Genomic DNA, 23,915 nt, shown 5'->3' on the forward strand with positions numbered 1-23,915 from the left:
TCCGGACTTCCGGTCGCTGCGGTCAGTCACTAGAAGCGACGCGAAGCGAGGATTTCGCAAAGGAAAGGATGCTGCATGTCTGACGATTTTTTCCCGGTTCCTGCTGAGTGGGCGGCCTCGGCGCTGCTCGACCGGGAGGGGCGTGCAGCGGATTACGCACGCTCGATCGGGGATGCGGACGGCTATTGGCTGGAGCGGGCGAAGCGGCTGGACTGGGTACGGTTCCCGACCAAGGCCAATGAGAGCAGCTTTGCCGAAGCCGATTTCGGGGTGCAATGGTTTGCCGATGGCGTGCTCAACGTCAGCGCCAACTGCATCGACCGGCATCTGGCCGAGCGCGGCGACCAGACGGCCATCATCTGGGAACCGGACTCGTCTGACGCAGAGCCGCGCCGCTACACCTATGCCCAGGTGCATGAAGAGGTCTGCCGCTTCGCCAATGTGCTGAAAGAGGCCGGCGCGAAGAAGGGCGACCGCATCACCGTCTATCTGCCGATGATCCCGGAAGCCGCCTTTGCCCTGCTCGCCTGCGCGCGGATCGGCGCGATCCACTCGGTGGTGTTCGGCGGCTTCTCGCCCGAGGCGCTGGCCGGGCGCATCGTCGACTGCGATTCGACGCTGGTCATCACTGCCGACGAAGGCCGCCGCGCGGGCAAGCACGTGCCGCTCAAGGCCAATGTCGATGCGGCGTTGAAGGAATGTCCGAACGTCAGGAAGGTCGTCGTGGTCAAGGCGACCGGCGGCGCGATCGGCATGACCGAAGGCCGCGACCTGTGGCTGCACGAGGAAGCCGCGAAGGTCGCCGCCGACTGTCCGGCGGAGCCGATGAAGGCTGAAGACCCGCTGTTCATCCTCTATACCTCCGGTTCGACCGGCAAACCCAAGGGCGTGCTGCACACGACGGGCGGCTATCTGCTGTGGGCCAGCCTGACCCATGAGCTGTGCTTCGACTATCGGCCTGGCGACATCTACTGGTGCGCCGCCGACATCGGCTGGGTCACGGGGCACAGCTATATCGTCTATGGCCCGCTGGCGAACGGCGCGACCACGCTGATGTATGAGGGCGTGCCCAATTACCCCACGCCCAGCCGCATCTGGGAGGTGGTCGACCGCCATAAGGTGCAGACCATCTTCACCGCGCCCACGGCGCTCCGCGCGCTGATGAAGGAAGGCGACGATTTCGTCCATTCCACCAGCCGCCAGTCGCTCCGCCTGCTCGGCACGGTGGGCGAGCCGATCAACCCGGAAGCGTGGCGATGGTATCATCATGTCGTGGGCGAGGACCGCTGCCCGATCATCGACACCTGGTGGCAGACCGAGACCGGCGCGGCGATGATCGCGCCGATGCCGGGGGCCACCGACCTCAAGCCCGGTTCCGCCACCTTGCCGATGCCCGGCGTGGTGCCGCAGATCGTGGACAGCGAAGGCCATGTGCTCGGCGGCGCGGCGGAGGGCAACCTCGTCATCGCGGGCAGCTGGCCGGGGCAGATGCGCACCGTCTGGGGCGACCATGAGCGGTTCTTCCAGACCTATTTCACGACCTTCCCCGGCAAATATACCACCGGAGACGGTGCGCGGCGCGATGCGGACGGCTATTACTGGATCACCGGGCGCGTCGACGACGTCATCAACGTGTCGGGCCACCGCATGGGGACAGCCGAGGTGGAAAGCGCGCTGGTGCTGCATGAGGCGGTCGCCGAAGCGGCCGTGGTCGGCATGCCCCACGACATCAAGGGTCAGGGCATCTACGCCTATGTGACGCTCAACAGCGGCGAGGAAGCCAGCGAGGAACTGCGCAAGGCGCTGATCGCCTGGGTGCGCGCCGAAATCGGGCCGATCGCCACGCCGGACGTCATCCAGTTCGCGCCCGGCCTGCCCAAAACCCGGTCCGGCAAGATCATGCGCCGCATCCTGCGCAAGATCGCAGAGGGCGAGGTCTCCGCTCAGGCGCTGGGGGACACCAGCACCCTGGCCGATCCGTCGGTGGTGGATAATCTGGTCGCCAATCGGCAGCGGTGAAAACGGACAGGGAAATGCCGGTGGATCGCTATAACAGCCTTGCCCGCACGCTGCACTGGATCCTGGCGATCCTGATCCTCTTCAATCTTGTGCTGGGCTTCGCGCATGAGGCCTTGCCCAAAGACTGGAAGGTCATGCCCGTCCACAAGTCTGTCGGACTGACGGTGATGGCCCTGACGATAGGACGCGTCTTGTGGCGGTTCACCCGCAAGGCGCCGCCCCTTCCCGCCGCCATGCCGGCGTGGGAAAAGGGGGCGGCGCATGCCACGCATTTCGCCTTTTACGCGTTCATGCTGGTCATGCCGCTGACCGGATGGATCATGTCTTCCGCCGGCAGCCGGCCCCTGAACTGGTTCTTCCTGTTCGACGTGCCGAAATTCGCCGTGTCGAAAGGCGATGCGATCGTCGGGATTTCAGGCGAGACCCATGAGATATTGGCCTTCGTCTGGGCGGCACTGATCGTCGTGCATGTGTTGGCGGCGCTGCGCCATCATTTCATCCTGAAGGACAGCGTGCTGCGGCGGATGATCTGATGCAATCAGACCATTTCCCCCGTGAGCAGCCGGGGAAGCGCGCCCGATTTCCCTCGCGCCTCCGCCATGAAGCGATTCTTGAGCAAGGACGTGCGCTGCACCGCCGCCAGCCCGGCCCGGCGGACGAGCGAGGGAATGCGACCGGGCACATCGAACAGGCGCACCAGCCCGTCCATCGCGACGCTGGTCATCATCGCATCCAGCCCCCGCCAGCGCTGATAGCGGGCGAGCAGCTGCGCATCGCCCGGATCGAGGCCCAGCCGCATGCCCTCGACCAGCACCTCGACCAGCGAGGCGACATCGCGGAAGCCCAGATTGAGGCCCTGCCCCGCAATCGGGTGAATGGCATGGGCACTGTCCCCCACCAGCGCGAGCCGGGTGTCGGTGATGCGCGCGGCATGATGGAAGCCGAGCGGATAGCTGGAGCGTGGCCCGGCCAGCTTGATGTCGCCCAGGAAACCGCCCATGCGCTTCTGCGCTTCGGCCAGCCATGCGCGCTCCGCCAATTTGAGCATGGCGGGCGCCTGCTCGGTCGGCACGGTCCAGACGATGGCGGAACGGGTGCCCGGCAACATCGGCAACAGCGCGAAGGGGCCGCCGGGATAGAAGATTTCATAGGCCGTATTGGCGTGCGGCACCGCATGGTCGATGGCCGTCACCATCGCCACATGCTTGTAATTCCAGCGCGTGGTGCGGATGCCCGCCGCCTCGCGGGTCGGGCTGTTGCGCCCTTCGGCGGCGACCAGCAGCGCGCCATGAATCGTCTCGCCGCTCGCCAGCGTCAGCGTCACGCCGTCGGCATTGCGGTCGACATGCGTGGCCCGGTCGGGCTGAAAGCGGGTGAGGTTTTCCGCCTGGCTCCCCGTTTGGGCCAGGGCGACGCGCAGGTCGCGATTGGGGAACATGATCCCCATCACGCCGTCATCCTCATCCGGCGCGAAGTCGAGCGCGCCCGGTTCCAGGCCGTCGCTGACCCAGATGCGGTCGATCGGGCAACCCTTGCCATGCAGATGTTCCGCCACGCCAATGGCCGAGAGCATGGCATAGCTGGTCGAGGAAATGGCCGACACGCGACCGTCGAAACCGGCGGCGGTCGTCTCCACGGGATTGGCCGGATCGATCACGGCGCAGCGCACGCCATGGCCGGACAGAGCGATGCCAAGGGTCAGGCCGACAAGACCGCCACCCAATATTACCACGTCGAACCGTTGCATGGCGGTTCTTCTAGGCGCTCTCCATCCGTTTGAAAAGCATCGCCCCCGCATTCGACGGGAATGCGGGGGCGATGCCTTGTCTCGCGAAGAGGCGGCGCCTGAGCGAAACCCACTTGTGATCGGTCGAAGGCCGAGCGCGATGATATTACAGCTTGCGCACCCAGCTCGCCGGATCGGCCACCGTGCCGCGCTGGATGCCCGTCAGTTCCGCGCGCAGCGTTTCGGTGACGATGCCGCCATCGCCATTGCCGATGGTGAAGTCGCCCTCGACGCTCTTCACCGTGCCGATCGCGGTGACGACCGCGGCAGTGCCGCAGGCAAAGGCCTCGCGCAACTTGCCGCTCTGCGCGTCGGCGCGCCACTGGGCGAAGCTGTACAACTCCTCCCGCACCTCATGTCCCTTGGCGCGGGCGAGGTCGATCAGGCTGTTGCGGGTGATGCCCGGCAGGATGGTGCCGGACAGCGGCGGCGTGACAATCGAATTATCATCCATCACGAAGAAGACGTTCATGCCGCCCAGTTCCTCGACCCACTTGTTTTCCGCGGCGTCGAGGAACACGACCTGATCGCAGCCATGCTTGCCGGCTTCCTTTTGCGCGACCAGCGACGCGGCATAGTTGCCGCCGCATTTGGCGGCGCCGGTGCCGCCCCGCGCCGCGCGGGTGAAATGTTCCGACACCCAGAGCGTGACCGCCTTCTTGCCGCCTTTGAAATAGGCGCCGGCGGGCGAGGCAATGACGCAGAAAATATATTCGTTGGACGGGCGTACGCCCAGGAAGGTCTCGCTCGCGAACATGAAGGGGCGCAGATACAGGCTGCCTTCACCACCCGGAATCCAGTCGGCGTCGATCTTCACCAGTTCCTCGATCGCTTCCATGAAGAGATCTTCCGGCAGGACCGGCATCGCCAGACGTTCGGCCGATTCGGCGAAGCGGCGGGCATTTTCCTCCGGCCGGAACATGGCGATGCTGCCATCTTCCAGACGGTAAGCCTTCATGCCTTCGAAGATTTCCTGCGCATAATGCAACACGGCGCACGCCGGATCGAGCTGGAACGGCGCGCGCGGGCCGATGGCGTGGCTGTGCCAGCCCTGCCCCTCGGTATAGCGAATCGTGACCATATGATCGGTGAAGAGGCGTCCGAACCCCGGATCCGAAAGCAGTACGGCGCGCTGGTCAGCCGATACAGCCTGGCTGTTGCGGGTGACGGTGAAGCGCGATGTCTGCTGGACGTCCATGATATAAGCTCCTTTGGTTGGACGGGGCCGCCTATGTCACAGTTGGCGCTTTGAAACAATATTACGCAAACCGTTTAAGGCCATTGGTGCGCAATTGGCCTCACCGTCCCCGCTTGCGCTTTGCCAAGGGCCGATTATCCCCCTTTCCATGCACTTTTTTTCCGACAATGCGACGCCGGTGTGCCCAGACGTCATGGTAGCCATGATGGCGGCCGACCGCGCCGACCATGGCTATGACGGCGACCAGTGGAGCGCCCGGCTCAACGGCGCCTTCTCCGACCTGTTCGGAACCTCCGCCACGGTGTTGTGGATCGCCACCGGAACCGCCGCGAACAGCATCGCGCTGGCCTGTCTCTGCCCGCCCTATGGCGGCATCATCTGCCATGACGAGGCGCATATCGCCGTCGACGAATGCGGCGCGCCGGGCTTCTACACCCATGGCGCAAGCCTGATGACGCTGCCCGGTCAGGGCGCCAAATTGTCGCCCGACGCCGTGACCGAACGGTTGAGGGCGATCCGGCCCGATGTGCATCAGGTGCCTGCCCGCGCGATCAGCATCACCCAGGCGACCGAATATGGGCTGGCCTATACGCCCGATGAGGTGGCGGCGCTGGGCGCGGTGGCGCAAAGCGAAGGGCTGGGCTTTCATATGGACGGCGCGCGCTTCGCCAATGCGGTGGCGCATCTGGGCTGTCATCCGGGCGATGTGACGTGGCGGGCGGGGGTCGACATCCTGTCCTTCGGCTGCGTCAAAAATGGTGGGATGATCGCCGAAGCATTGGTCTTTTTCGGAGACCGGGCGGAAGGCCGGGCGGCCGAGGCGGCGCGCTGGCGCAAACGGGCCGGACACCTCTCCTCCAAGGGCCGCTATCTGGCGGCACAGTTGCTGGCGATGGTCGAGGGCGATCTGTGGCTGCGCAATGGCCGGGCCGCCAATGCGGCCGCGCGGGCGCTTGCGGCGGGAGCCGAGAGGCGGTTGATACATCCGGTGGAGGCCAATGAGCTGTTCATCCGGCTGACGGCGGGAGAAGCAGCAGCCCTGCGCGCGCAAGGCTTCGATTTCCACGATTGGGGTGAAGGCGCGGCGCGTCTGGTCACCAACTGGTCCCAGGATGCCGCCAGCGTTCAGCCTCTGGCCGATGCGTTGCGGGCGTTGGCGGCATGACGCACGGCAAGGGCGGCATCGTTCTACCCTTCATCCTGGTCACGCTGATCTGGAGCTCGACCTGGATCGTGATCCGCGACCAGTTGGGCAGCGTGCCGGCAAGCTGGTCGGTCTGCTATCGCTTCCTGCTGGCTGGCGTGGCCATGGCGATCTTCGCCAGAATGCGCGGCGTGTCGCTGAATATCGGCGGCAAGGGGCTGGCCTTTGCCGGGCTGCTGGGCGTGGCGCAGTTCGTGCTGAACTTCAACTTCGTCTATCGCGCGGAACATTATCTGACGTCCGGCGTGGTGGCGGTGGTCTATGCGATGCTGCTGATCCCCAACAGCATCATGAGCTTCCTCTTCTTCCGCCAGCCGGTGAGCCGGGCTTTCGTCGCCGGATCGGTGGTCGCGTTGGCCGGCATCGCGCTGATGCTGGCGCATGAATATCATGCGGCGAGCGTGCGCCCGGACCAGGTGCTGCTGGGCGCGGCCTTTTCCATTGCCGGACTGATGAGCGCGTCCGCCGCCAATGTCATGCAGGGGACGAAGATCGCCCGGCGGCTGCCTATGGTGGCGGTGCTGACCTGGGCGATGCTGATCGGCGCGGGGGTGGATGCGCTGTTCGCGTGGGTGACGACCGGACCGCCGCTATTTGAAGCCCGGCCGGCCTATCTGGCGGGGATCGCATGGCTGGCGCTGGCCGGATCGGTGGTGACCTTTCCGCTCTATTTCCGGTTGATCCAGCACATGGGAGCGGGGCGGGCCGCCTATAGCAGCGTGCTGATCCCGGTGCTGGCCATGCTGATCTCGACCCTGGTCGAGGGCTATCGCTGGACCGCGCTGGCAGGCGCGGGCGCGCTGCTGGCGATTATCGGAATGGTGGTGGCGCTCAGGACCAAGCGGGTCTAACGGCGGACGCCCGGCTGATAGAGCCGCTTTGCCGCGTTCACCCTGTCGATCAGGCTGGTGAGCGGGACCGGCGTGGACGCGGCGCGTTGGGGCATGGACAGGCCATTGATGCGCTGGCCCAGGGCGGTGAAGGCGTGATCGAAACGGTCCATGTGCCTGTCCTCATGCAAAGCTGACAGGACCGCATGTCGGACACGGATGGTTAAGAAGGGGTTAGCGATATTCCCGCTTTGCGGCGAGCTGCGTCAAAGGCAGGCGCGCAGCCCTTCGCGATAGGTGGGGTAGCGGGGCGACCAGCCCAGCAGACGCTTGGCGCGGCCATTCGCGACCCGTCGATTTTCGGCATAAAAGGACCGCGCCATGGGGGAGAGTTGCGCTTCCGCCAGTGTCAGAAGCGGCGGCAGGGGCCGGCCAAGCAGGTCGCAGGCGGCCTCGATCAGCCGGTTCTGCGCGCAGGGCAGATCGTCCGAGAGATTGTAGATGCCGGACGGACCTTGGTGGAGGGAGGCGATAACGCCCGCGACGATGTCATCGACATGGGCGCGGCTGAAGATCTGATCGGGCAGGTCGATGCGGTGCGCCCGCCCTTCGCGCACCCGGTCGAGGGCCGAGCGGCCGGGACCGTAAATGCCGGGCAGGCGGAAGCGGCGCATATCCGGGCGCAGCGTCCCCCAGTCCATATCGGCCTGGGCGCGGGCGGCGCGGCGGCCCAAGCCGGCCGGGCTGGATTCATCGACCCAGGCCCCCGCCGCATCGCCATAAACGCCGGTCGAGGAGAGATAGCCGGTCCAGAGGGCGGGCGCGGCGGCGATGGCCGCGCCGTAGCGGGTCAGGACGGGATCGGCATCGCCTTCCGGCGGGACGGAGGAGAGGATGTGAGTGGCTTGCGCGAGGGCGGCGCGGATCGCGCGTTCGTCGTCGAAGGCAAGGGCTTCGGCATCGGCTGTGCGGCGGACGCCGGTGACCTGCCAGCCCTCGGCGCGCAGGCATAGGGCGAGGCGGGACGCTGTGTAACCCATCCCCAGGATCAGCATATGGGGCATCGTCATCCCAGGAGCATGATGGTCCTAAACCGTGAAGCTCTCGCCGCAGCCGCAGCTGCCCTTGGCATTGGGATTGTTGAAGACGAAGCCGGCGGTGAAATCATCCTCCACCCAATCCATCGTCGATCCGACCAGATAGAGGACCGAGGCACCGTCGATGTAAAAGACGCCGCCGGGCGTTTCGATCTTCTCGTCGAACTTGGCTTCCTCGCTCACATAGTCGACCGAATAGGCAAGGCCCGAACAACCCCGGCGTGGCGTCGACAACTTGACGCCGATGGTTCCTTCGGGGGCCTGCGCCATCAGATCCGCGATGCGCTGCTCGGCGCTGGACGTCAGGATGACGGCGGCGGGGCGGGCGCGGATTTTCGTCTCGGCGGTCATCAGAGCATTCCCAGTTCGAGCTTGGCCTCGTCCGACATTTTCTGCGGGTCCCATGGCGGGTCCCAGACGAGGTTCACCTGCGCATCGCCTACGCCCGGCACCGCGCCGACGCGCAGTTCGACTTCGCCGGGCATGGATTCGGCGACCGGGCAATGCGGCGTGGTCAGCGTCATGGTGACGACCACATGGCCGTCCTCCGTCACATCGACGCCGTAGATCAGGCCCAGATCGTAGATATTGACCGGGATTTCCGGGTCGTAGATTTCCTTCAGCGCATCGATCACGCCGTCATAGACGCTGCCGCCCGGCTCGCCCCTGGGCGTTTCGCTGGGCTTGGCGCTCAGGAAGCCGTCGAGATAGTCGCGCTGACGCGGTTCCTCATCGACGCGCGCCTTGGGCGGGGCGTCCACGGCCTCGACCTCTTCCACAAATATCTTCCGCTCTTCGCGATTCACTTCAGTCATGGGCGAAGATTTTCCTCACTCGTTCAATGCCTTTGACCAGCGCATCGACATCGCTGTCATCGCTGTAGATGCCGAAGCTGGCCCGCGCAGTCGCTTCGACGCCCAGATGGCGCATCAGCGGCTGGGCGCAATGATGCCCGGCCCGGATCGCGACACCCGTTTCGTCCAATATGGTGCCGACATCGTGCGGATGCACCCCGTCCACCTCGAAGGAGAGGATGCCCGCGCTATCCTCCGGCCCGAAGACGCGGACGCTGTTCAGGCTTTCCAGCGCAGCGCGCGCCTTCCCGACCAGCGCGCATTCATGGGCATGGATCGTATCGAGACCGATGGCCTGCACATAATCGATGGCGGCAGAGAGGCCGACAACGCCGGTGATATGCGGCGTCCCCGCCTCGAACCGGGTCGGCGCCGGGGCGTAGGTGGTTTTCTCGAACGTCACCTTGTCGATCATCGACCCGCCGCCCTGATAGGGCGGCATGGCGTCCAGCAATTCCTTGCGGCCCCAGAGCGCGCCGATGCCGGTCGGGCCGTAGAGCTTGTGCGCGGAGAAGACGTAGAAATCGCAGTCCAGCGCCTGCACATCGACGGCCAGGCGCGGCACGGCCTGGCAGCCGTCGATCAGGATCTTCGCGCCGACGCTGTGCGCGATGTCGGCGGCGCGACGGACGTCGAGCACGCTGCCCAGCACGTTCGACACATGGGCCAGCGCGACCATCTTGTGCGCGGGGGTGATCATCGCGGCCATGGCGTCGAGGTCGATCTTGCCGTCCGCCGTCAACGGCACGACGTCGATCGCGGCCCCGACTTTCTCGGCGATGATCTGCCAGGGGACGATATTGCTGTGGTGCTCGAGCATCGAGAGCAGGATGCGGTCGCCTGCCTTGAGTTGCGAGCCTACGCAGCTTTGCGCGACGAGGTTGATGCCCTCGGTCGCGCCGCGGACATAGACAATCTCGCTGTCCGACGCCGCGCCGATGAAGCTCGCGACCTTGCGGCGCGCCGCTTCATAGGCGAGCGTCATGTTCGCCGAACGCTCATAGACGCCGCGATGGACCGTCGCATAATCCGGGCCATAGGCGCGGGCGATGGCGTCGATCACCGCATTGGGCTTCTGCGCGGTGGCGGCGCTGTCGAGATAATGCCAGTTGCCGACACCGGGGAAATCATCCCGCAGCCGCAGCGCTTGGGCGAGGTCGCTCATACCAGCGTCTCCAGCTTGGCGAGCGCGGCAGCTTCAAGGCTGTCCTTGACCGCTTCGTCGGCCACATCGTCGAACACGCCCGCGACAAAGGCTTTCAGCAGCAGCGTCTTGGCCGTCACCGGATCCATGCCGCGCGAGGCCATGTAGAAGAGCGCCTGCTTGTCCAACTCGCCCACCGTCGCGCCATGGGCGCATTTCACGTCGTCGGCGTAGATTTCCAGCTCCGGCTTGGCATTGGCCGTGGCGGTGCGGTCGAGCAGCATCGCCTTGACCGACTGGAAGGCGTCGGTGCGCTGCGCATCGCGGGCGACATTGATGGAGCCGAGATAGCTGCCGGTGGCGCGTTGGCCCAGGATCGAGCGGATCGTCTGGCCGCTGGTCGCATCGGGTTCGGCATGGGTGACGGCGGTGACGATCTCCAGCGTCTGCTCACCGCCGCCGATGATCGCGCCGTTCAGCTCGAAATGCGCGCCCCTTCCCAGCGTGACGGTGAAGGTCACGCGGCCGAATTTGCCGCCAATGTTGAGGACATGGAAGTCGCAGCGCGCCCCGTCCGCGATGCTGATCGCATAATCATGCACCGCCGCCGCGCCGTCAGCCGCGTCCTGCAACAGATGGTGGCGCGCACTTTCCCCAGCGGCGACATCGATGCGCGTCGGCGCGGGCGTCGGCCAGATGGCGGCCAGCGCGTCGAGGTCGCTGTAGCGCCATTCTTCCGACTTGCGCGTGGGAAGGGTGAGCGTGGTCACGCGGCCACCACCTCGGCATAGCCCTCGCGCTCCAGTTCCAGCGCCAGTTCGGGGCCGCCCGACTTCACGATCCGGCCCGCCGCCAGCACATGCACGAAGTCCGGCTTCACATAGTCGAGCAGACGCTGATAGTGGGTGATCAGCAGCACCGCCTTGTCGGGCTTGCGCATGATGGCGTTGATGCCCGCGCCCACGATCTTGAGCGCGTCGATGTCGAGGCCGGAGTCGGTCTCGTCCAGAATCGCCAGCCTGGGGTCGAGAATGCCCATCTGCACCATTTCGGCGCGCTTCTTCTCTCCGCCTGAAAAGCCGACATTCACCGGCCGCTTCAGCATCTCCATGTCGAGGCCGAGCAGGCCCGCTTTCTCCTTGGCGAGCTTGATGAACTCGCCGCCCGAGAGCGGCTCCTCGCCCCGCGCCTTGCGCTGCGAATTGAGGCTCTCGCGCAGGAATTGCAGGTTGGAGACGCCCGGAATCTCGACCGGATATTGGAAGCCGAGGAACAGGCCAGCAGCGGCGCGCTCATGCGGTTCCATTTCGAACAGGTCGGCGCCCTCGAAGGTCGCGGTGCCGCCGGTCACTTCATAGTTCGGACGGCCGCCCAGCGTATAGGCCAAGGTTGACTTGCCCGCGCCATTCGGCCCCATGATCGCATGGATCTCGCCCGCGTTGATGGAGAGCGAAAGTCCTTTCAGGATCGCCTTGCCGTCAATCTCGTTGGTCAGGTTCTCAATCGTCAGCATCACTTATCCCTTATGCGCGCGCTGGAGCGTCCGCGCGGTCCAGAAGGCCATGTCCCGCACATCGCCCGGTGCCGGGAACAGCGTGTCGATATGGCGCTTGATCGGCATATAGGGCCACCAGTCGGCGCCCGGCTCGGGCGCGCCCTTTTCCAGCACCCCGGTCACGAACTCCGTCACCGGGCCCATGCGGGCGAGGTTGGGGGCCTTGGCCTTGTGGAAAGCCTTGTCGGCTTTCAGCTTCTCGGTGAAGGCGAGGTCGCCTTTCTCCAGCGCCGCGCGGCATTCGGCCTGATAGGCGTCGAGATCGCCGAAATCCTTGGCGGCACGGGCGGCGAGTTCGCCCTCTTCCAGCTCATAATCCTCGGTCAGGATGCGGACCGCGGCAGTCCATGCCTGGCCATTGCCGACATCCTCCGCGAAATCGGCGAGGGCATCCTGAATATCGTCTTCGTCGCTCAAGAGTCTTATCCTTGGTATGTTCGTGGGGCAGACCTCAGCCCACCGATCCTTCGAGAGAGATGCCCAGCAGCTTCTGCGCTTCGACGGCGAACTCCATCGGGAGTTGTTGCAGCACTTCCTTGGCAAAGCCGTTGACGATCAGCGATACCGCGCTTTCCTGATCCAGCCCGCGCTGCATCGCGTAGAACAGTTGATCGTCGCTGATCTTGCTGGTGGTCGCCTCATGCTCGATCTGCGCCGAGGGATTGCGCACCTCGATATAGGGCACCGTATGCGCGCCGCACTGGTCGCCCAGCAACAGGCTGTCGCACTGGGTGAAGTTGCGCACGCCCTCCGCGCCCGGCGCCACGCGCACAAGGCCGCGATAGGTGTTGTTCGAACGCCCCGCGCTGATCCCCTTGGACACGATGGTCGATCGCGACCCCTTGCCATTGTGGATCATCTTGGTGCCGGTATCGGCCTGCTGGAGATTGTTGGTCAGCGCCACCGAGTAGAATTCACCGACGCTATTCTCGCCGTTCAGCACGCAGGACGGATATTTCCAGGTGATCGCGGAGCCGGTTTCCACCTGCGTCCAGCTCACCTTGCTGTTGCGGCCCTGACAGAGCGCCCGCTTGGTCACGAAATTATAGATGCCGCCCTTGCCGTTCTCGTCACCGGGATACCAGTTCTGGACGGTGGAATATTTGATCTCCGCATCGTCCAACGCGACCAGCTCGACCACGGCAGCGTGGAGCTGATTCTCGTCGCGCATCGGCGCAGTGCAGCCTTCGAGATAGCTGACATAGCTGCCCTCGTCCGCGACGATCAACGTCCGCTCGAACTGACCCGTATTCTCCGCATTGATGCGGAAATAGGTGCTGAGTTCCATCGGGCAGCGCACGCCCTTGGGGATGTAGACGAAGGTGCCGTCGGAAAAGACCGCGCAGTTCAAGGTGGCGAAATAATTGTCGTGCATCGGCACGACCTTCCCCAGCCACTTCTTCACGAGGTCAGGATATTCACGCACCGCCTCGCTGATCGAGCGGAAGATGACGCCGGCTTCCTCCAGTTCCTTGCGGAAGGTGGTGGCGACGGACACGGAGTCGAACACCGCGTCGACCGCGACCTTGCGGCTGCCCTTGACGCCAGCCAGCATCTCCTGCTCGGCAATGGGGATGCCCAGCTTCTGGTAGGTCGCCAATATCTCAGGGTCGACCTCATCCAGCGAGTTCAGCTCCGCCTTCTTCTTCGGTTCGGCATAATAATAGGCGTCCTGATAGTCGATGGGCGGAATGTTGAGCTTGGCCCAGTCCGGCGCTTCCATCTTCTGCCACATCGCGAACGCCTTCAGCCGCCATTCCAGCAGCCATTCCGGCTCGTTCTTCTTGGCCGAAATGAAGCGGACCGTATCCTCATTGAGACCCTTGGGCGCGAAGTCCTGCTCAATGGCCGAGGACCAGCCATGCTCGTAGGTCGAGGCACGCTCGGCGGCCTCATGGGCTTCGAGATTGCGGATGGTTGTAGCTTCTTCGGTCATGCCATTTCTCGGGTTAAGCTGGCGATCGTCACGCCGGCCAATGCCGAACGGATCGCATTATTCGCGACATTCATGTGCGGGCGGACGCGGCAATCCTGCTCCAGCGAGCAGTCATGCGTACCATGTTCGGCGCAGGCGGTCATGGCGATGGGGCCTTCGACCGCCTCCACCACGTCGGCGAGCGTAATCGTTGCGGGAGGGCGGCTAAGACGGACCCCCCCACCGGTGCCCCGGCTCGACTCGAGCAAACCGGCCGCCGACAGCCTGCTGACCAACTTCTGCGCGGTGGGCAGCGGGATGCCGGTCTCAGCCGATAGCGTGGTCGCATTCATCTTGGCCGCGCCGCAATGGCGCGCGGCGGCCGACATCAGCACCACGGCATAATCTGCGAAACTCGAAAGCCTCATAAGCCCCGTCTTGCGAACCATTCTCAAATCGGATCGAATCAATCCGATTGCGCATGTGGTCCCGCGCGTCCGTGGAATCAAGGCATTTTTGCTTGGGAAGGACGCTCAGCTGTAACGGTTGATCACGGCCACGTCACCGCCCAGCGACCGTCGCAGAAGCGTGAGCTGCGCCACGGCCGTCGGCTCGGTCTGGAGTTGATGCGGGGTCAGGCCGATGAAATGCTTGATCTCCCGAATGAAATGCGACTGGTCGTAGAAGCGGCCGTCCTCGCACAAGGCCTGCCAGCTTTCATGATCCAGCGCGATCCGCGCGCTGCAACGCAGCGCCCGATATTTGCGCGCCAGCAGCTTGGGCGGGCAGCCATAATATTTGTTGGTGAGCCGCGCGAGTTGGCGCGGGGACAGGCCGGTAATGTCGGCCAGGGTCTCGATACGGGGCGACCCCTCCCCCATCAGCCAGCCGTCGACCGCCTCCAGCACCCGCCAGGTCGATTCGGGCAGCGCCACCAGCCGTTTGGTCAAAAATTCCCAGCACAGCGCCGCCATGACCTCCGCATCGTCCGTGGCGCGCAGCTTTTCCAGCAATTCGCGATAGTCTGGCCGGTCACCCAAATCCTGAACCCGATCGGTCAGGCTGCTGGCGTCGCCGCCATGCAGGGCGATCCATCCGGCGGGGAGCAGTGAAATGCCGACCACCCGTCCGGGACCGTTCAGTTCGAACCGGGTCGCGCCCAGGGTCGGCCCCAGCAGGCATATTTCAGGCGTGGGCGCGCTCGTTCCATCATGGAAATGATAGTTGCCGCTGCTTTCCAGCATGAAACGAAGTTGCGGCACGTCCGCGCGGGTCACATCCGAATAATGATCGGCCGCCTCATTGAACACATAGAGCGAACCGAAATAGGTGTTTAATTGTTCCGGCAGCGCAAAGTATCGCAATCGGACCAAACCATGTACCGCGTCGACCGTATAGGACAGCGGCGCCTGATCGTCTTTTGCCTTGATATTTGGCGTCCCCCCGGACGCTTCGCTGTCATGCGACCGCATATTTCACCCCGGCCCGCACTATGCGCCATCGTGGCGCAGGCGCAAGAGGTTATGCTTAACGAAATATCACTTTCCGGCCGTTTTCTCAGGGATTGCAGATGAAAAACGACCCGGCAGCTTTCACTGCCGGGTCAGGAAAGGTCTCGTCGGCCATGGGCCTAGAGCCTTCGGGTCGCAGGACTCTCTTACGTCCGAATCGGGGAAATTTTATTGGATGAATCGGACATGCGCCGGACCAAAACGGGACGAATCCCAAGGAATCTTGTTAAGAAATGTCGTTCCCACCCGACTGTTGCCACGACGCAACAGCGACTCGACGCCAGCCTTCCGCGCTGGCATAGCGCGGCCATGTCCTACAGCCTCATCCGACCGCTTTTCTTCGCGCTGGAAGCCGAACGCGCCCATCATCTGTCGATCAAGCTGCTCCGGCTGATGCCGACTCCTGCGCCTCTGGCACCCGACTCGGCGCTGGCCCAGACGGTGGCGGGGATTCGCTTTCCCAATCCCGTGGGGCTGGCGGCGGGCTATGACAAGGAGGGGCTGGTCGCGCACAAAATGCATGGCCTGGGCTTCGGCTTTGCCGAGTTGGGGACGCTGACCCCCCTGCCCCAGCCGGGCAATCCGCTGCCTCGCCTGTTCCGGTTGGTGGAGGACCGGGCCGTCATCAACCGCATGGGTTTCAACAATGGCGGCCAAGCCGCGGCTGCGGAACGCATCGCCAAGCGCAAGCGCCCAGGCGGCCCGGTGATCGGCATCAATATCGGCGCGAACAAGGATGCCACGGACCGGATCGCGGACTATGCCACGGGCGTGACCTGCATGGCGCCGCTGGCCGATTATCTGACGGTCAACATCTCCTCCCCCAATACGCCGGGGCTGCGCGCCTTGCAGGATCGGGCGGCGCTCGACCAGTTGCTGGGCGCGGTAATGGCTGCGCGGGGGGCGAACCGCACGCCGATCTTTCTGAAGGTCGCACCCGATCTCGAGCCTGCCGATGTAGAGGATATTGCGGCCGCCTGCCTCGATCATGGGATCGATGCGCTGATCGTATCCAACACGACCATTTCACGCCCCGCGCTGCATTCGCCGCAAGCTGGAGAAGGTGGCGGCCTGTCGGGGGCGCCGCTGCACGACATGGCGTTGCACCGGCTGCGCGATTTCCGGCGGCTGCTGGGCGCGCGCCTGCCGCTGATCGGCGTGGGCGGCATCGCCAATGCGGAGCAGGCCTACGCCCGCATCCGCGCCGGGGCGAGCCTGATCCAGCTCTACAGCGCACTGGTCTATGAGGGGCCTTATCTCGCCAAGCGGATCAACGCGGGTCTGAAAACATTGATGGCCCGCGACGGCATCCGGAATATCAGCGAGATAGTGGGGATCGACGCCTGATCCGCCCCATGGGTTGCAGAACGCAATGCAGCGATTAGGGTGCCGCGCATGACTTCCCGCCTGTCCGGCCTGCTGGCTCCCTTCGCCCTTTACGCCTTTCTTCCCGCGCCGCTCGCCGCGCGCGAGCCGGTTTCGGTCAATGCCACCGTTTCCGCCGCCGATCCCCGCGCCGCCGAAGCCGGGCAGGAAATTCTGCGCAAGGGCGGCAGCGCGACCGACGCCGCCATCGCCATGATGCTGACGCTGAATGTCGTCGAACCGCATAATAGCGGCATCGGCGGCGGCGGCTTCCTGATGCACCATGACGGGCGGACGGGCGTGCTGGACTCGATCGACGGACGCGAAACCGCCCCGGCGGCCGCGCGGCCCGACCGTTTCATGGGGCCGGATGGCCGGCCCCTGTCCTTCCGCGACGCATGGCCGGGCGGCTATTCCGTCGGTGTGCCGGGCAATGTGCGGATCGCCTGGGACGCCCACCGGAAATGGGGCAAGCTGCCCTGGGCCGACCTGTTCCAACCCGCCATCCGCTTGGCCGAACAGGGGTTCGAGGTGCGCCAGCGGCTCGACACGGCAATGAAGGCGGTCGCGCCGATCTGGGCCGGTTTCCCGGACATCCAGAAATATTTCTGGATCGACGGCAAGCCCGCGCCAATGGGAACGATCCTCAAGAATCCGCCGCTCGCCGCGCTGTTCCGGCGAATCGCGGCGGAGGGGCCAGACGCCTTCTATAGGGGCGCCAATGCCCGGGCGATTGCCGACACCGTCACCCATGCCCCGAAAAACCCGGTGCCGATGACGGAGGCCGATCTTGCCGACTATCGGGCCAAGCCGCGTAAGCCGGTCTGCGGTCCGTATCGCGTCTATACCGTTTGCGGCATGGGGCCAGCCTCGGCGGGCGGGATCACCGTGTTGCAGGTGCTGGGCATGGTCGAACGCTTCCCGCTGGCGCAATGGGGCAAGGACGATCCCCGGTCCTGGCATGTCATTGGAGAAGCGATGCAGCTCGCCTATGCCGACCGTGACACCTATCTGGGCGATCCCGAATTTGTGCAGGTGCCCATCGCCGGACTGATCGACCCTGCCTATCTCAAGCGCCGGTCCGCGCTCATCGACATGGGCAAGGCGCTCAATGACTATCGGCCCGGCACACCTCCGGGCGCGGAAAAGCGCACCGCCGCTTTGCCCCAGCCGGAATCGGGTACCAGCCATTTCGTCGCCATCGACCGCAATGGCGACATCGCCGCCTGGACCTCCACCATAGAGAGTTTCTTCGGCAGTCAGCTTGTGGCCAATGGCGTGATCCTGAACAATGAACTGACCGATTTCAGCTTTACGCCGGAGAAAAACGGCGCGCCCGTGGCCAACCGGGTCGAACCGGGCAAGCGGCCGCTGTCATCCATGGCACCCACCATCGTCTATGACGCGGCGGGCACGCCCATCTTCACCATCGGCGCGGCGGGCGGCAAGACCATCATCATGCAAGTCGCCAAGGCCCTGATCGCCCATTTCGACTGGGGGCTGTCCGCGCAGGATTCGATCGCGCTGGGCTTTGAATTCTTCGACAAGGACGGGCTGGTGCTGGAACAGGGCACCTCGCTGGAGGCCATGAAGGCGCCGCTGGAAAAGCTGGGGCATCAGGTGTCGATCAGCCGCTTCGGCCTGAAGGCCAACGCCGCCGAACGCACCGCGGACGGCCATTGGATCGGCGCCGCCGACCCGCGCAGCCCCGGCGTGTCCTTGCAGGAATAGCGTCAGACCTTCAAATCCAGTCCACCGACGTTGAACTGGAACGGGAAGGTCTTGTCCTTCGGCCCGACCACCAGATTGACCTTGATCGTCTGACTGCCCCTGATCGCGTCATAGGCCCTGGCGGCGGGCAGGACCTCGATACCGTCCTTATTCTCGGTCATCCGACCCTTCCACTCATGGGTCTTGCCATCCTCCGTGGTGGCGGTGACGCGGCAGTCGGACAGATCGCAGGTGAAGGGCGCGCCCACCAGCTTGACGGTGACGTCCGCCTCCCCCTTCTCCATGGGCTGGACCAGCAGGACGGAGAAAGTGTCCGCTGCGGTCATGGTCTGCACCGTGTTGGCGCTGCCGATATAGGCGACCTTGGCCTTGGCGCCCGGGCCGCCTTCATATTTCCAGACCTGCCCGATCTGGTCGCGCTGGGTCGGCGCCTTGTCCCCGGATGAGGAGCAGGCCGCGACCAGTCCCATGGCAGTCAGTGCCCAGAGGGTTCGCATCGCTTCTCTCCTTTTCCCGTCATCATTACGGAAGGAGAACGCATCAGCGTGGCGCGGTTTCCCTCGACTCAGCGATAGCGCGAGGCGGTTTCCCGGATCAGCGCGATCATGTTGGGGATGCCCTGCGTCCGGTTGGAGCTGAGCTGGTTGCGCAGGTCGAAGGGTGCCAAAGCGCCTTCGATATCGGTCGCGGCGATCGCAGCGGGTGCCTGATCCTGCACCGTCAGCAGCACCAGCGCGATGATCCCCTTGGTGATCGCGGCGTTGCTGTCCGCCAGGAAATGCAGGCGGCCCCCATTGGCAGAATCGGCGTCCAGCACCGTGGGATAGACCCAGACCGCCGCCGAACAGCCCCGCACCAGCGTCGCGTCGGTCTTGAGCGCATCGGGCATGGGCTCCAGCGCCTTGCCCAGATCGATGAGCAGCCGATACCGGTCGTCGGCATCGAGAAATTCATATTCTTCGACCAGATCGGTCAGGACGGGCAGCAAAGTCATACCCGCCATATAGGGGGAAAAGCGCGATGCGAAAGCCGCTTTTCCCCTCTTGTCGTTACAGGTCCACGCCTGCGGCGATGGCTTCCAGCTTGCGGATGCGTTCCTTCAGGTCCGCAACCTCGATCCTTGTGGTGGTCGAGGGCGGCGCGGCGTCTTCGCCTTGCCGCGCCAGTTCGGCCCGCTTCAGATCGAGCCAGCCGTTCCAACCGCGCAGGGCGGTGGCGGCGATGATGGCGAGTCCCGACAAACCCGCCACCGCCAATGTCAAAATGATGAGGGGGTCCTGCATATCGTCCTCCCTGTGGGCCATGTGCGCGCAGGCCGCGTCAGTCGCGGTCCCTGAGCTTGTCGAATTCCCGCTCCAGCGCGGTGGAGCTGTCGGTCGCCAGCCGTTCCAGCACGGCGACGCGATCCTTCAGCGCCTTCACCTCCGCGCGCAGCCGCTCCGCTTCCGGGTCGGGACCGCGAGACGCGAAATCCTCCCCCTTGTCGCGGCGCACGACGCCATATTTGGCGCGGATGACGCTGGCGATGGCGGTGATCGCAACGATGGCGACGACCATTTCAAACGGATTCATCGAATTTCCCCTTGCCTGCCGGCCTCGGACAGCCGGCATCTTTATGCATCCTCAATTCAACGGCGGCGCGTTCCGCAGCCGTTCGATCTCATCGGACAGGTCCATCCCCTTGTCGGTGACGATCCGTTCCAGCACCCGCACCCGCTGCTCCAGCCTTTCGGTCTGCGCCGCATATTGGGCGGTCTTCTCGGCGGTTTCGCGCGACTGCGCTTCCAGTTGTCGTTCCTTCAGGGCCAGCCAGCTCCTGAACCCCTTCATGCCGATAGCGGTCAGGGGGATGAGCACCCAGATCCAGCTTGCGATGTGATTCATCAGACTATCCTCAGTTCGGGGCCTCATTTGAGGCTATGCCGGCCTCCATGCGGCGCTTCTGCGCCCGGTCAGACCGCCTTTTCGACCGGCGTCGGGATCGGTTCGATGAACGGCAATCCCCTCCCGCCTTCAGCGCAGGCTGTCGATCTCGTCCGCGAGACGCGTGTTGCGGCTGGTATAATAGGTTTCGATGTCGGCCAGGCGCCGGTCGATGTCGCGGAACTTCGACCGGACATCGCGGGTGGAGCGGGCCGGATTGGACCGCACGCCCTGCCAGAATTTCTCGTCATCCCGGTCGGCATAGAGGCCCAGCGGCTTGTTCTCGGCAAAATAAGCGGCGGCGAAATAGGCGATCAGCGACCAGGGGAAGGCCCCCATCAGCGTCACCAGCACCGCGCCGACCCGGACCCAGACCACGTCGATCCCGGTATAGTCGGCAATGCCGGCGCACACGCCCATCCACTTGCCATTCTGCTTGTCGAGATAGAATTTGGTGCGACGGGCAGCCATTTCAGTTCCTCCGGTCGGGGTTTTGGCGGTCGATATTTTGGCGGTCGAAGTCATAGGCCTCGTCCTGCGAAGGGCGGACGGGACGAAAATCGGGATTGTCGGCGGCGACGATCCTCTCGACCGTCTGGAGCCTGTCTTCCAGCCGCCGGGCGAGCAGGTGAAGCTCATCCAGCAGCTTTTCGTCCTCATCGGTGATCTTGGGGGCCTGCTTCCATTTGGTGACATAGTGGAAGATCAGCCAGGGCATGCCGATAAACAGCATGCCGCAGATCATGATCGGTAGAAAAACATCCTCCATGGATCACCCTTCCCTGTTTCCACTGGCGTTCATGCTCGCCTTGAGCGCGGCGAGTTCGGCATCGACCTTGTCCGACGCCTTCAACTCGGCAATCTCTTCCTCCAGCGTCTTGGGCGCGGCGCCCATTCCGGCGGCGTCGGCGCGGCCTTCGGCCATGTCCACGCGGCGTTCCAGCATCTCGAAGCGGGCAAAGGCGTCGTTCACCTTCTCGCCGGCATAGGCTTCACGGACGCGGAGGCGATTTTGGGCGCTTTCCATCCGGGTCACAAGACCGTTCTGGCGGGCGCGGGCCTCGCGCAGCTTCGCCTGGAGCTTGGCGATGTCCTCTTCCGAAGCCCGCAGCGATTCGTCCAGTGCCTCGATCTCATGCGAAAGCTGCTCGGCCATATCGGTCGCCTTCTGCTTTTCGACCAGCGCGGCCTTGGCCAGATCCTCGCGATCCTTGCTGAGCGCCAGCTGGGCCTTTTCCGTCCAGCTGTCCTGCAAGCCCTGAAGCTTGGCGATATGGCGCCGCATCTCCTTCTGGTCGGCGATGGTGCGGGCGGCGGACGCGCGCACCTCCACCAGCGTCTCCTCCATTTCAAGGATGATCATGCGGATCATCTTCGCCGGGTCTTCCGCCCGGTCGAGCAGGTCGGTGACATTGGCGGCTATGATGTCTCGGGTGCGGGAGAAAATACCCATTTGAACTTCACTCCTGGTACGAACTGTGGGGCGGACCTTACGCCAGATAGTGCAGGGCCGCTGGGCAATCATGGGTGGCAGGCATGGGCAATTCGCTGGCGCGGGCCGGGCCGACCGCCGAGAGGATCAGGGTCGATCCGAACAGGACGGAGGCGATGGCGACGGACAGCAATTGACCGATTTCACGAACCTTGGGGCTTTGCTTTTCCATGACGAAAACTCCTGAACCTTGGCCTTCATAGGGGACCGCCTGATTGGTCGGCGGCGTTGCTTTCCGATATTGCAGAAGGCGTGCCAATTTTGAGAAATGGCGGAATTGCGGGATTTTTTACGACCGTCAAAATATAGGACTTGCCGAAAGGTGGGAAATTTCACCATAAGTTGGGCATGGAGAAAAATACCCAGTTTGTCGGCCAGTCGCTGGCCTTTCTGGATGCGGTCGAGCAGGCCGGGCGCGCCGCCGAACTCAACCGGCCGATCCTGGTGATCGGGGAACGCGGGACGGGCAAGGAGCTGATCGCCGAGCGCCTCCACCACCTGTCGACGCGTTGGGACGGGCCGCTGATCGTCATGAATTGCGCCGCCTTGCCGGAAACGCTGATCGAGGCGGAACTGTTCGGCCACGAACAAGGCGCCTTCACCGGCGCGGCGCGCGCGCGGGCGGGACGGTTCGAGGAGGCCGATGGCGGCACGCTGTTCCTGGACGAACTGGGCACGCTGTCGATGGCGGCGCAGGAACGGCTGCTGCGCGTGATCGAATATGGCGAGGTGACGCGGATCGGCGCGTCGAAACCGGTGATGGTCGATGTCCGCATCGTCGCGGCGACCAATGAGGACCTGCCGGCTGCCGCCGATACAGGGCGCTTCCGGCCCGACCTGCTGGACCGGCTGAGTTTCGAGGTCATCACCCTGCCCCCGCTGCGCGCTCGGGAGGGGGATGTCGCGGTGCTGGCCGACCATTTCGGGCGGCGCATGGCCGCGGAGATCGCGTGGCCGCAATGGCCGGGCTTTTCCGCCACCTGCATGGCCGAGCTGGAGGCGCATGACTGGCCCGGCAATGTGCGCGAACTGCGCAATGTGGTGGAGCGGGCCGTCTATCGTTGGGCCGATCCTGTCCGGCCGATCGCGGCGATCGTGTTCGACCCCTTCGCCTCGCCCTGGAAGCCCAAGCCGCTCATGCCCGCCAGAGAGGGGGCTGCTCCTGCGCTGTCAACGGCTCCGGGCGGGAATGGCCATGACGCAGTCACCGACCTTAAATCCGCCGTCGATGCGCATGAGGCCGCCATCGTGCGGGCGGCGCTGGAGCGTTACCGCTACAACCAGCGCGCGACCGCCAAGGGTTTGGGCCTGACCTATGACCAGCTGCGCCATTGCATGAAGAAGCACGGGCTGAGCGCTGGTTAGTGTCGTTCCCGCGCAGGCGGGAACGACAAAGCCGTGGCTCAGCGCGTCGGGACCGGCTCGGCGCCCGAATAATCGTAGAAGCCCTTGCCCGTCTTGCGACCGAGCCAGCCCGCCTCCACATATTTCACCAGCAGCGGCGCGGGGCGGTATTTGGGATCGCCGGTGGTGCCCTGGAGCACCTTGCAGATTTCCAGGCAGGTATCCAGACCCACGAAATCGGCCAGCGTCAGCGGTCCCATCGGATGGTTGAGGCCCAGCATCACGCCCTTGTCGATATCGACCACGCTGCCCACGCCCTCGCCCAGCGCGAAAATCGCCTCATTCAGCATCGGCAGCAGGATGCGGTTCACCACGAAGCCCGGCGCGTCGAAGGCATGCACCACCTGCTTGCCCAGGCTGGCGGCAAAGCCCTCCACCGCCGCGACGGTTTCCGCGCTGGTGGCGAGGCCGCGAATGACCTCGACCAGCGCCATCACCGGCACCGGGTTGAAGAAATGCACGCCGACGAAGCGAGCCGGATCCGGCGCCGCCTGCGCCAGCCGCGTGATCGGGATGGAGGAGGTGTTCGACGCCAGGATCGCGTCGCTGGCCAGCAGCGCGCCGACATTGGCGAAGATGGTCCGCTTGATCTCCTCACGCTCGGTCGCGGCTTCGATCACCAGTTGGCAGGCGGCAAGCGGCGCGATCTCGCCCACCGGCGTAATCCGCGCAATGGCGGCATCGGCATCCACTTGCGCCAGCTTGCCCTTTTCCACCGCCTTGGCGAATTGCCGGATGATGCCGTCGCGTCCCTTCTGCGCACGGGGCAGGTCGACGTCGGACAGGATCACATCATAGCCCGCCTGCGCCGCCACCTGCGCGATGCCCGCGCCCATCTGGCCCGCGCCGATCACACCCACGGTCCGAATATCCGTCATAGCTGGAAC

Annotated in this window: 30 protein-coding genes; 7 read left to right on the forward strand and 23 right to left on the reverse strand. The window is 64.6% G+C overall.

The genetic code is table 11. The features are described from left to right. Positions 1 to 75: 75 nt before the first annotated feature. Together acs and F7P65_RS02430 are read left to right on the forward strand one after the other, a co-directional pair. Positions 76 to 2,019: an acetate--CoA ligase gene (gene acs, locus F7P65_RS02425; protein ID WP_150290148.1), complete on the forward strand. Its 1,944-nt coding sequence runs from the start codon at positions 76 to 78 to the stop codon at positions 2,017 to 2,019. Positions 2,020 to 2,039: 20 nt separating this feature from the next. Beyond that, a complete protein-coding gene (locus tag F7P65_RS02430) occupies positions 2,040 to 2,552 on the forward strand; it encodes a cytochrome b (RefSeq protein ID WP_150290224.1) in 513 nt (170 codons plus the stop codon). 5 nt (positions 2,553 to 2,557) lie between these two features. On the opposite strand, the gene F7P65_RS02435 is transcribed toward F7P65_RS02430, so the two are convergent. Next, a complete protein-coding gene (locus F7P65_RS02435; RefSeq protein WP_150290149.1) occupies positions 2,558 to 3,766 on the reverse strand; it encodes a UbiH/UbiF/VisC/COQ6 family ubiquinone biosynthesis hydroxylase in 1,209 nt (402 codons plus the stop codon). 145 nt (positions 3,767 to 3,911) lie between these two features. Continuing rightward, entirely contained in the window at positions 3,912 to 5,003 is a 1,092-nt protein-coding gene (locus F7P65_RS02440) for a branched-chain amino acid aminotransferase (protein WP_150290150.1), read from the reverse strand. Positions 5,004 to 5,151: 148 nt separating this feature from the next. Between F7P65_RS02440 and F7P65_RS02445 the strand changes: the two genes are divergently transcribed. Both F7P65_RS02445 and F7P65_RS02450 read left to right on the forward strand, forming a co-directional pair. Then, on the forward strand, positions 5,152 to 6,168 hold the full coding sequence (locus tag F7P65_RS02445; protein ID WP_150290151.1) for a threonine aldolase family protein: 1,017 nt from the start codon (positions 5,152 to 5,154) through the stop codon (positions 6,166 to 6,168). Then, entirely contained in the window at positions 6,165 to 7,058 is an 894-nt protein-coding gene (locus tag F7P65_RS02450; RefSeq protein ID WP_150290152.1) for a DMT family transporter, read from the forward strand. The genes F7P65_RS02445 and F7P65_RS02450 overlap by 4 nt, the downstream gene beginning before the upstream one ends. On the opposite strand, the gene F7P65_RS21930 is transcribed toward F7P65_RS02450, so the two are convergent. The 11 genes from F7P65_RS21930 to F7P65_RS02500 all read right to left on the reverse strand — a co-directional run bounded on the left by F7P65_RS21930 (position 7,055) and on the right by F7P65_RS02500 (position 14,966). Continuing rightward, positions 7,055 to 7,210, reverse strand: coding sequence for a hypothetical protein (locus F7P65_RS21930; RefSeq protein ID WP_162854515.1), 156 nt, complete (start codon positions 7,208 to 7,210; stop codon positions 7,055 to 7,057). The two genes, F7P65_RS02450 and F7P65_RS21930, sit on opposite strands and share 4 nt — an antisense overlap. Positions 7,211 to 7,303: 93 nt before the next feature. Continuing rightward, positions 7,304 to 8,101, reverse strand: coding sequence for a Rossmann-fold NAD(P)-binding domain-containing protein (locus F7P65_RS02455; RefSeq protein WP_150290225.1), 798 nt, complete (start codon positions 8,099 to 8,101; stop codon positions 7,304 to 7,306). A 24-nt stretch (positions 8,102 to 8,125) separates the two neighbouring features. Further along, positions 8,126 to 8,485, reverse strand: coding sequence for a HesB/IscA family protein (locus tag F7P65_RS02460; protein ID WP_150290153.1), 360 nt, complete (start codon positions 8,483 to 8,485; stop codon positions 8,126 to 8,128). Beyond that, positions 8,485 to 8,949: an SUF system Fe-S cluster assembly protein gene (locus tag F7P65_RS02465; RefSeq protein ID WP_150290154.1), complete on the reverse strand. Its 465-nt coding sequence runs from the start codon at positions 8,947 to 8,949 to the stop codon at positions 8,485 to 8,487. The genes F7P65_RS02460 and F7P65_RS02465 overlap by 1 nt, the downstream gene beginning before the upstream one ends. Continuing rightward, positions 8,942 to 10,153, reverse strand: coding sequence for a cysteine desulfurase (locus F7P65_RS02470; RefSeq protein ID WP_150290155.1), 1,212 nt, complete (start codon positions 10,151 to 10,153; stop codon positions 8,942 to 8,944). Before F7P65_RS02470 ends, F7P65_RS02465 begins: the two co-directional genes overlap by 8 nt. Then, positions 10,150 to 10,902, reverse strand: a complete 753-nt coding sequence (locus F7P65_RS02475) for a SufD family Fe-S cluster assembly protein (RefSeq protein WP_150290156.1) — start codon at positions 10,900 to 10,902, stop codon at positions 10,150 to 10,152. Before F7P65_RS02475 ends, F7P65_RS02470 begins: the two co-directional genes overlap by 4 nt. Further along, positions 10,899 to 11,645 (reverse strand): Fe-S cluster assembly ATPase SufC, encoded by a 747-nt coding sequence (gene sufC / locus F7P65_RS02480; protein WP_150290157.1) that lies wholly within the window; start codon positions 11,643 to 11,645, stop codon positions 10,899 to 10,901. Before sufC ends, F7P65_RS02475 begins: the two co-directional genes overlap by 4 nt. A gap of 3 nt (positions 11,646 to 11,648) precedes the next feature. Continuing rightward, a complete protein-coding gene (locus F7P65_RS02485) occupies positions 11,649 to 12,104 on the reverse strand; it encodes a hypothetical protein (protein WP_150290158.1) in 456 nt (151 codons plus the stop codon). Positions 12,105 to 12,138: 34 nt separating this feature from the next. Next, on the reverse strand, positions 12,139 to 13,623 hold the full coding sequence (gene sufB / locus F7P65_RS02490) for a Fe-S cluster assembly protein SufB (RefSeq protein WP_150290159.1): 1,485 nt from the start codon (positions 13,621 to 13,623) through the stop codon (positions 12,139 to 12,141). Then, complete coding sequence (locus F7P65_RS02495; protein ID WP_150290160.1) at positions 13,620 to 14,030, reverse strand: RrF2 family transcriptional regulator; 411 nt, start codon at positions 14,028 to 14,030, stop codon at positions 13,620 to 13,622. Before F7P65_RS02495 ends, sufB begins: the two co-directional genes overlap by 4 nt. Positions 14,031 to 14,135: 105 nt before the next feature. Continuing rightward, positions 14,136 to 14,966, reverse strand: a complete 831-nt coding sequence (locus F7P65_RS02500; protein ID WP_150290226.1) for a helix-turn-helix domain-containing protein — start codon at positions 14,964 to 14,966, stop codon at positions 14,136 to 14,138. Positions 14,967 to 15,422: 456 nt separating this feature from the next. Here F7P65_RS02500 and F7P65_RS02505 point away from each other — a divergent pair, with 456 nt between their 5' ends. Beyond that, entirely contained in the window at positions 15,423 to 16,460 is a 1,038-nt protein-coding gene (locus F7P65_RS02505; protein WP_150290161.1) for a quinone-dependent dihydroorotate dehydrogenase, read from the forward strand. Positions 16,461 to 16,508: 48 nt separating this feature from the next. Continuing rightward, complete coding sequence (ggt, locus tag F7P65_RS02510; RefSeq protein ID WP_150290162.1) at positions 16,509 to 18,209, forward strand: gamma-glutamyltransferase; 1,701 nt, start codon at positions 16,509 to 16,511, stop codon at positions 18,207 to 18,209. Positions 18,210 to 18,211: 2 nt separating this feature from the next. Here the strand turns inward: ggt and F7P65_RS02515 are convergent, their stop codons facing one another. The 9 genes from F7P65_RS02515 to F7P65_RS21935 form a co-directional block, all read right to left on the reverse strand. Next, positions 18,212 to 18,706, reverse strand: a complete 495-nt coding sequence (locus tag F7P65_RS02515; RefSeq protein ID WP_150290163.1) for a hypothetical protein — start codon at positions 18,704 to 18,706, stop codon at positions 18,212 to 18,214. Positions 18,707 to 18,774: 68 nt separating this feature from the next. After that, entirely contained in the window at positions 18,775 to 19,212 is a 438-nt protein-coding gene (locus F7P65_RS02520) for a SufE family protein (protein WP_150290164.1), read from the reverse strand. Between the two features lie 46 nt (positions 19,213 to 19,258). Next, positions 19,259 to 19,492 carry a hypothetical protein gene (locus F7P65_RS02525; protein ID WP_150290165.1) on the reverse strand — a complete coding sequence of 78 codons (234 nt, stop codon included), beginning with the start codon at positions 19,490 to 19,492 and terminating at the stop codon, positions 19,259 to 19,261. 37 nt (positions 19,493 to 19,529) lie between these two features. Further along, entirely contained in the window at positions 19,530 to 19,781 is a 252-nt protein-coding gene (locus tag F7P65_RS02530; protein ID WP_150290166.1) for a hypothetical protein, read from the reverse strand. 51 nt (positions 19,782 to 19,832) lie between these two features. Continuing rightward, positions 19,833 to 20,093, reverse strand: a complete 261-nt coding sequence (locus F7P65_RS02535; protein WP_150290167.1) for a hypothetical protein — start codon at positions 20,091 to 20,093, stop codon at positions 19,833 to 19,835. A 129-nt stretch (positions 20,094 to 20,222) separates the two neighbouring features. Beyond that, complete coding sequence (gene pspC, locus F7P65_RS02540; RefSeq protein WP_150290168.1) at positions 20,223 to 20,603, reverse strand: envelope stress response membrane protein PspC; 381 nt, start codon at positions 20,601 to 20,603, stop codon at positions 20,223 to 20,225. Between the two features lies 1 nt (position 20,604). After that, complete coding sequence (pspB, locus tag F7P65_RS02545) at positions 20,605 to 20,901, reverse strand: envelope stress response membrane protein PspB (RefSeq protein WP_150290169.1); 297 nt, start codon at positions 20,899 to 20,901, stop codon at positions 20,605 to 20,607. A gap of 3 nt (positions 20,902 to 20,904) precedes the next feature. Further along, complete coding sequence (pspA, locus tag F7P65_RS02550) at positions 20,905 to 21,585, reverse strand: phage shock protein PspA (RefSeq protein WP_150290170.1); 681 nt, start codon at positions 21,583 to 21,585, stop codon at positions 20,905 to 20,907. 37 nt (positions 21,586 to 21,622) lie between these two features. Continuing rightward, positions 21,623 to 21,796 carry a hypothetical protein gene (locus tag F7P65_RS21935; RefSeq protein ID WP_162854517.1) on the reverse strand — a complete coding sequence of 58 codons (174 nt, stop codon included), beginning with the start codon at positions 21,794 to 21,796 and terminating at the stop codon, positions 21,623 to 21,625. A gap of 176 nt (positions 21,797 to 21,972) precedes the next feature. On the opposite strand from F7P65_RS21935, the gene pspF reads away from it, so the two are divergent. Beyond that, complete coding sequence (gene pspF / locus F7P65_RS02555) at positions 21,973 to 22,989, forward strand: phage shock protein operon transcriptional activator (RefSeq protein WP_150290171.1); 1,017 nt, start codon at positions 21,973 to 21,975, stop codon at positions 22,987 to 22,989. 38 nt (positions 22,990 to 23,027) lie between these two features. On the opposite strand, the gene F7P65_RS02560 is transcribed toward pspF, so the two are convergent. After that, positions 23,028 to 23,906 (reverse strand): 3-hydroxybutyryl-CoA dehydrogenase, encoded by an 879-nt coding sequence (locus F7P65_RS02560; RefSeq protein WP_150290172.1) that lies wholly within the window; start codon positions 23,904 to 23,906, stop codon positions 23,028 to 23,030. Positions 23,907 to 23,915: the final 9 nt, after the last annotated feature.

The sequence above is a fragment of the Sphingobium estronivorans genome (assembly GCF_008692605.1).
Lineage (GTDB): Bacteria > Pseudomonadota > Alphaproteobacteria > Sphingomonadales > Sphingomonadaceae > Sphingobium > Sphingobium estronivorans.

What these genes read in the sequence shown, in the direction of transcription:
- F7P65_RS02525 (WP_150290165.1), bottom strand. Translation starts at nt 19,492, where the DNA reads ATGCAGGACCCCCTCATCATTTTGACATTGGCGGTGGCGGGTTTGTCG.
- F7P65_RS02560 (WP_150290172.1), bottom strand. Translation starts at nt 23,906, where the DNA reads ATGACGGATATTCGGACCGTGGGTGTGATCGGCGCGGGCCAGATGGGC.
- pspC (WP_150290168.1), bottom strand. Translation starts at nt 20,603, where the DNA reads ATGGCTGCCCGTCGCACCAAATTCTATCTCGACAAGCAGAATGGCAAG.
- F7P65_RS02535 (WP_150290167.1), bottom strand. Translation starts at nt 20,093, where the DNA reads ATGAATCACATCGCAAGCTGGATCTGGGTGCTCATCCCCCTGACCGCT.
- pspA (WP_150290170.1), bottom strand. Translation starts at nt 21,585, where the DNA reads ATGGGTATTTTCTCCCGCACCCGAGACATCATAGCCGCCAATGTCACC.
- F7P65_RS02470 (WP_150290155.1), bottom strand. Translation starts at nt 10,153, where the DNA reads ATGAGCGACCTCGCCCAAGCGCTGCGGCTGCGGGATGATTTCCCCGGT.
- F7P65_RS02460 (WP_150290153.1), bottom strand. Translation starts at nt 8,485, where the DNA reads ATGACCGCCGAGACGAAAATCCGCGCCCGCCCCGCCGCCGTCATCCTG.
- F7P65_RS02465 (WP_150290154.1), bottom strand. Translation starts at nt 8,949, where the DNA reads ATGACTGAAGTGAATCGCGAAGAGCGGAAGATATTTGTGGAAGAGGTC.
- F7P65_RS02505 (WP_150290161.1), top strand. Translation starts at nt 15,423, where the DNA reads ATGTCCTACAGCCTCATCCGACCGCTTTTCTTCGCGCTGGAAGCCGAA.
- F7P65_RS02455 (WP_150290225.1), bottom strand. Translation starts at nt 8,101, where the DNA reads ATGCCCCATATGCTGATCCTGGGGATGGGTTACACAGCGTCCCGCCTC.
- F7P65_RS02520 (WP_150290164.1), bottom strand. Translation starts at nt 19,212, where the DNA reads ATGGCGGGTATGACTTTGCTGCCCGTCCTGACCGATCTGGTCGAAGAA.
- F7P65_RS21930 (WP_162854515.1), bottom strand. Translation starts at nt 7,210, where the DNA reads ATGGACCGTTTCGATCACGCCTTCACCGCCCTGGGCCAGCGCATCAAT.
- F7P65_RS02515 (WP_150290163.1), bottom strand. Translation starts at nt 18,706, where the DNA reads ATGCGAACCCTCTGGGCACTGACTGCCATGGGACTGGTCGCGGCCTGC.
- pspB (WP_150290169.1), bottom strand. Translation starts at nt 20,901, where the DNA reads ATGGAGGATGTTTTTCTACCGATCATGATCTGCGGCATGCTGTTTATC.
- F7P65_RS02445 (WP_150290151.1), top strand. Translation starts at nt 5,152, where the DNA reads ATGCACTTTTTTTCCGACAATGCGACGCCGGTGTGCCCAGACGTCATG.
- F7P65_RS02435 (WP_150290149.1), bottom strand. Translation starts at nt 3,766, where the DNA reads ATGCAACGGTTCGACGTGGTAATATTGGGTGGCGGTCTTGTCGGCCTG.
- acs (WP_150290148.1), top strand. Translation starts at nt 76, where the DNA reads ATGTCTGACGATTTTTTCCCGGTTCCTGCTGAGTGGGCGGCCTCGGCG.
- sufC (WP_150290157.1), bottom strand. Translation starts at nt 11,645, where the DNA reads ATGCTGACGATTGAGAACCTGACCAACGAGATTGACGGCAAGGCGATC.
- sufB (WP_150290159.1), bottom strand. Translation starts at nt 13,623, where the DNA reads ATGACCGAAGAAGCTACAACCATCCGCAATCTCGAAGCCCATGAGGCC.
- ggt (WP_150290162.1), top strand. Translation starts at nt 16,509, where the DNA reads ATGACTTCCCGCCTGTCCGGCCTGCTGGCTCCCTTCGCCCTTTACGCC.
- F7P65_RS02450 (WP_150290152.1), top strand. Translation starts at nt 6,165, where the DNA reads ATGACGCACGGCAAGGGCGGCATCGTTCTACCCTTCATCCTGGTCACG.
- pspF (WP_150290171.1), top strand. Translation starts at nt 21,973, where the DNA reads ATGGAGAAAAATACCCAGTTTGTCGGCCAGTCGCTGGCCTTTCTGGAT.
- F7P65_RS02495 (WP_150290160.1), bottom strand. Translation starts at nt 14,030, where the DNA reads ATGAGGCTTTCGAGTTTCGCAGATTATGCCGTGGTGCTGATGTCGGCC.
- F7P65_RS21935 (WP_162854517.1), bottom strand. Translation starts at nt 21,796, where the DNA reads ATGGAAAAGCAAAGCCCCAAGGTTCGTGAAATCGGTCAATTGCTGTCC.
- F7P65_RS02530 (WP_150290166.1), bottom strand. Translation starts at nt 19,781, where the DNA reads ATGAATCCGTTTGAAATGGTCGTCGCCATCGTTGCGATCACCGCCATC.
- F7P65_RS02440 (WP_150290150.1), bottom strand. Translation starts at nt 5,003, where the DNA reads ATGGACGTCCAGCAGACATCGCGCTTCACCGTCACCCGCAACAGCCAG.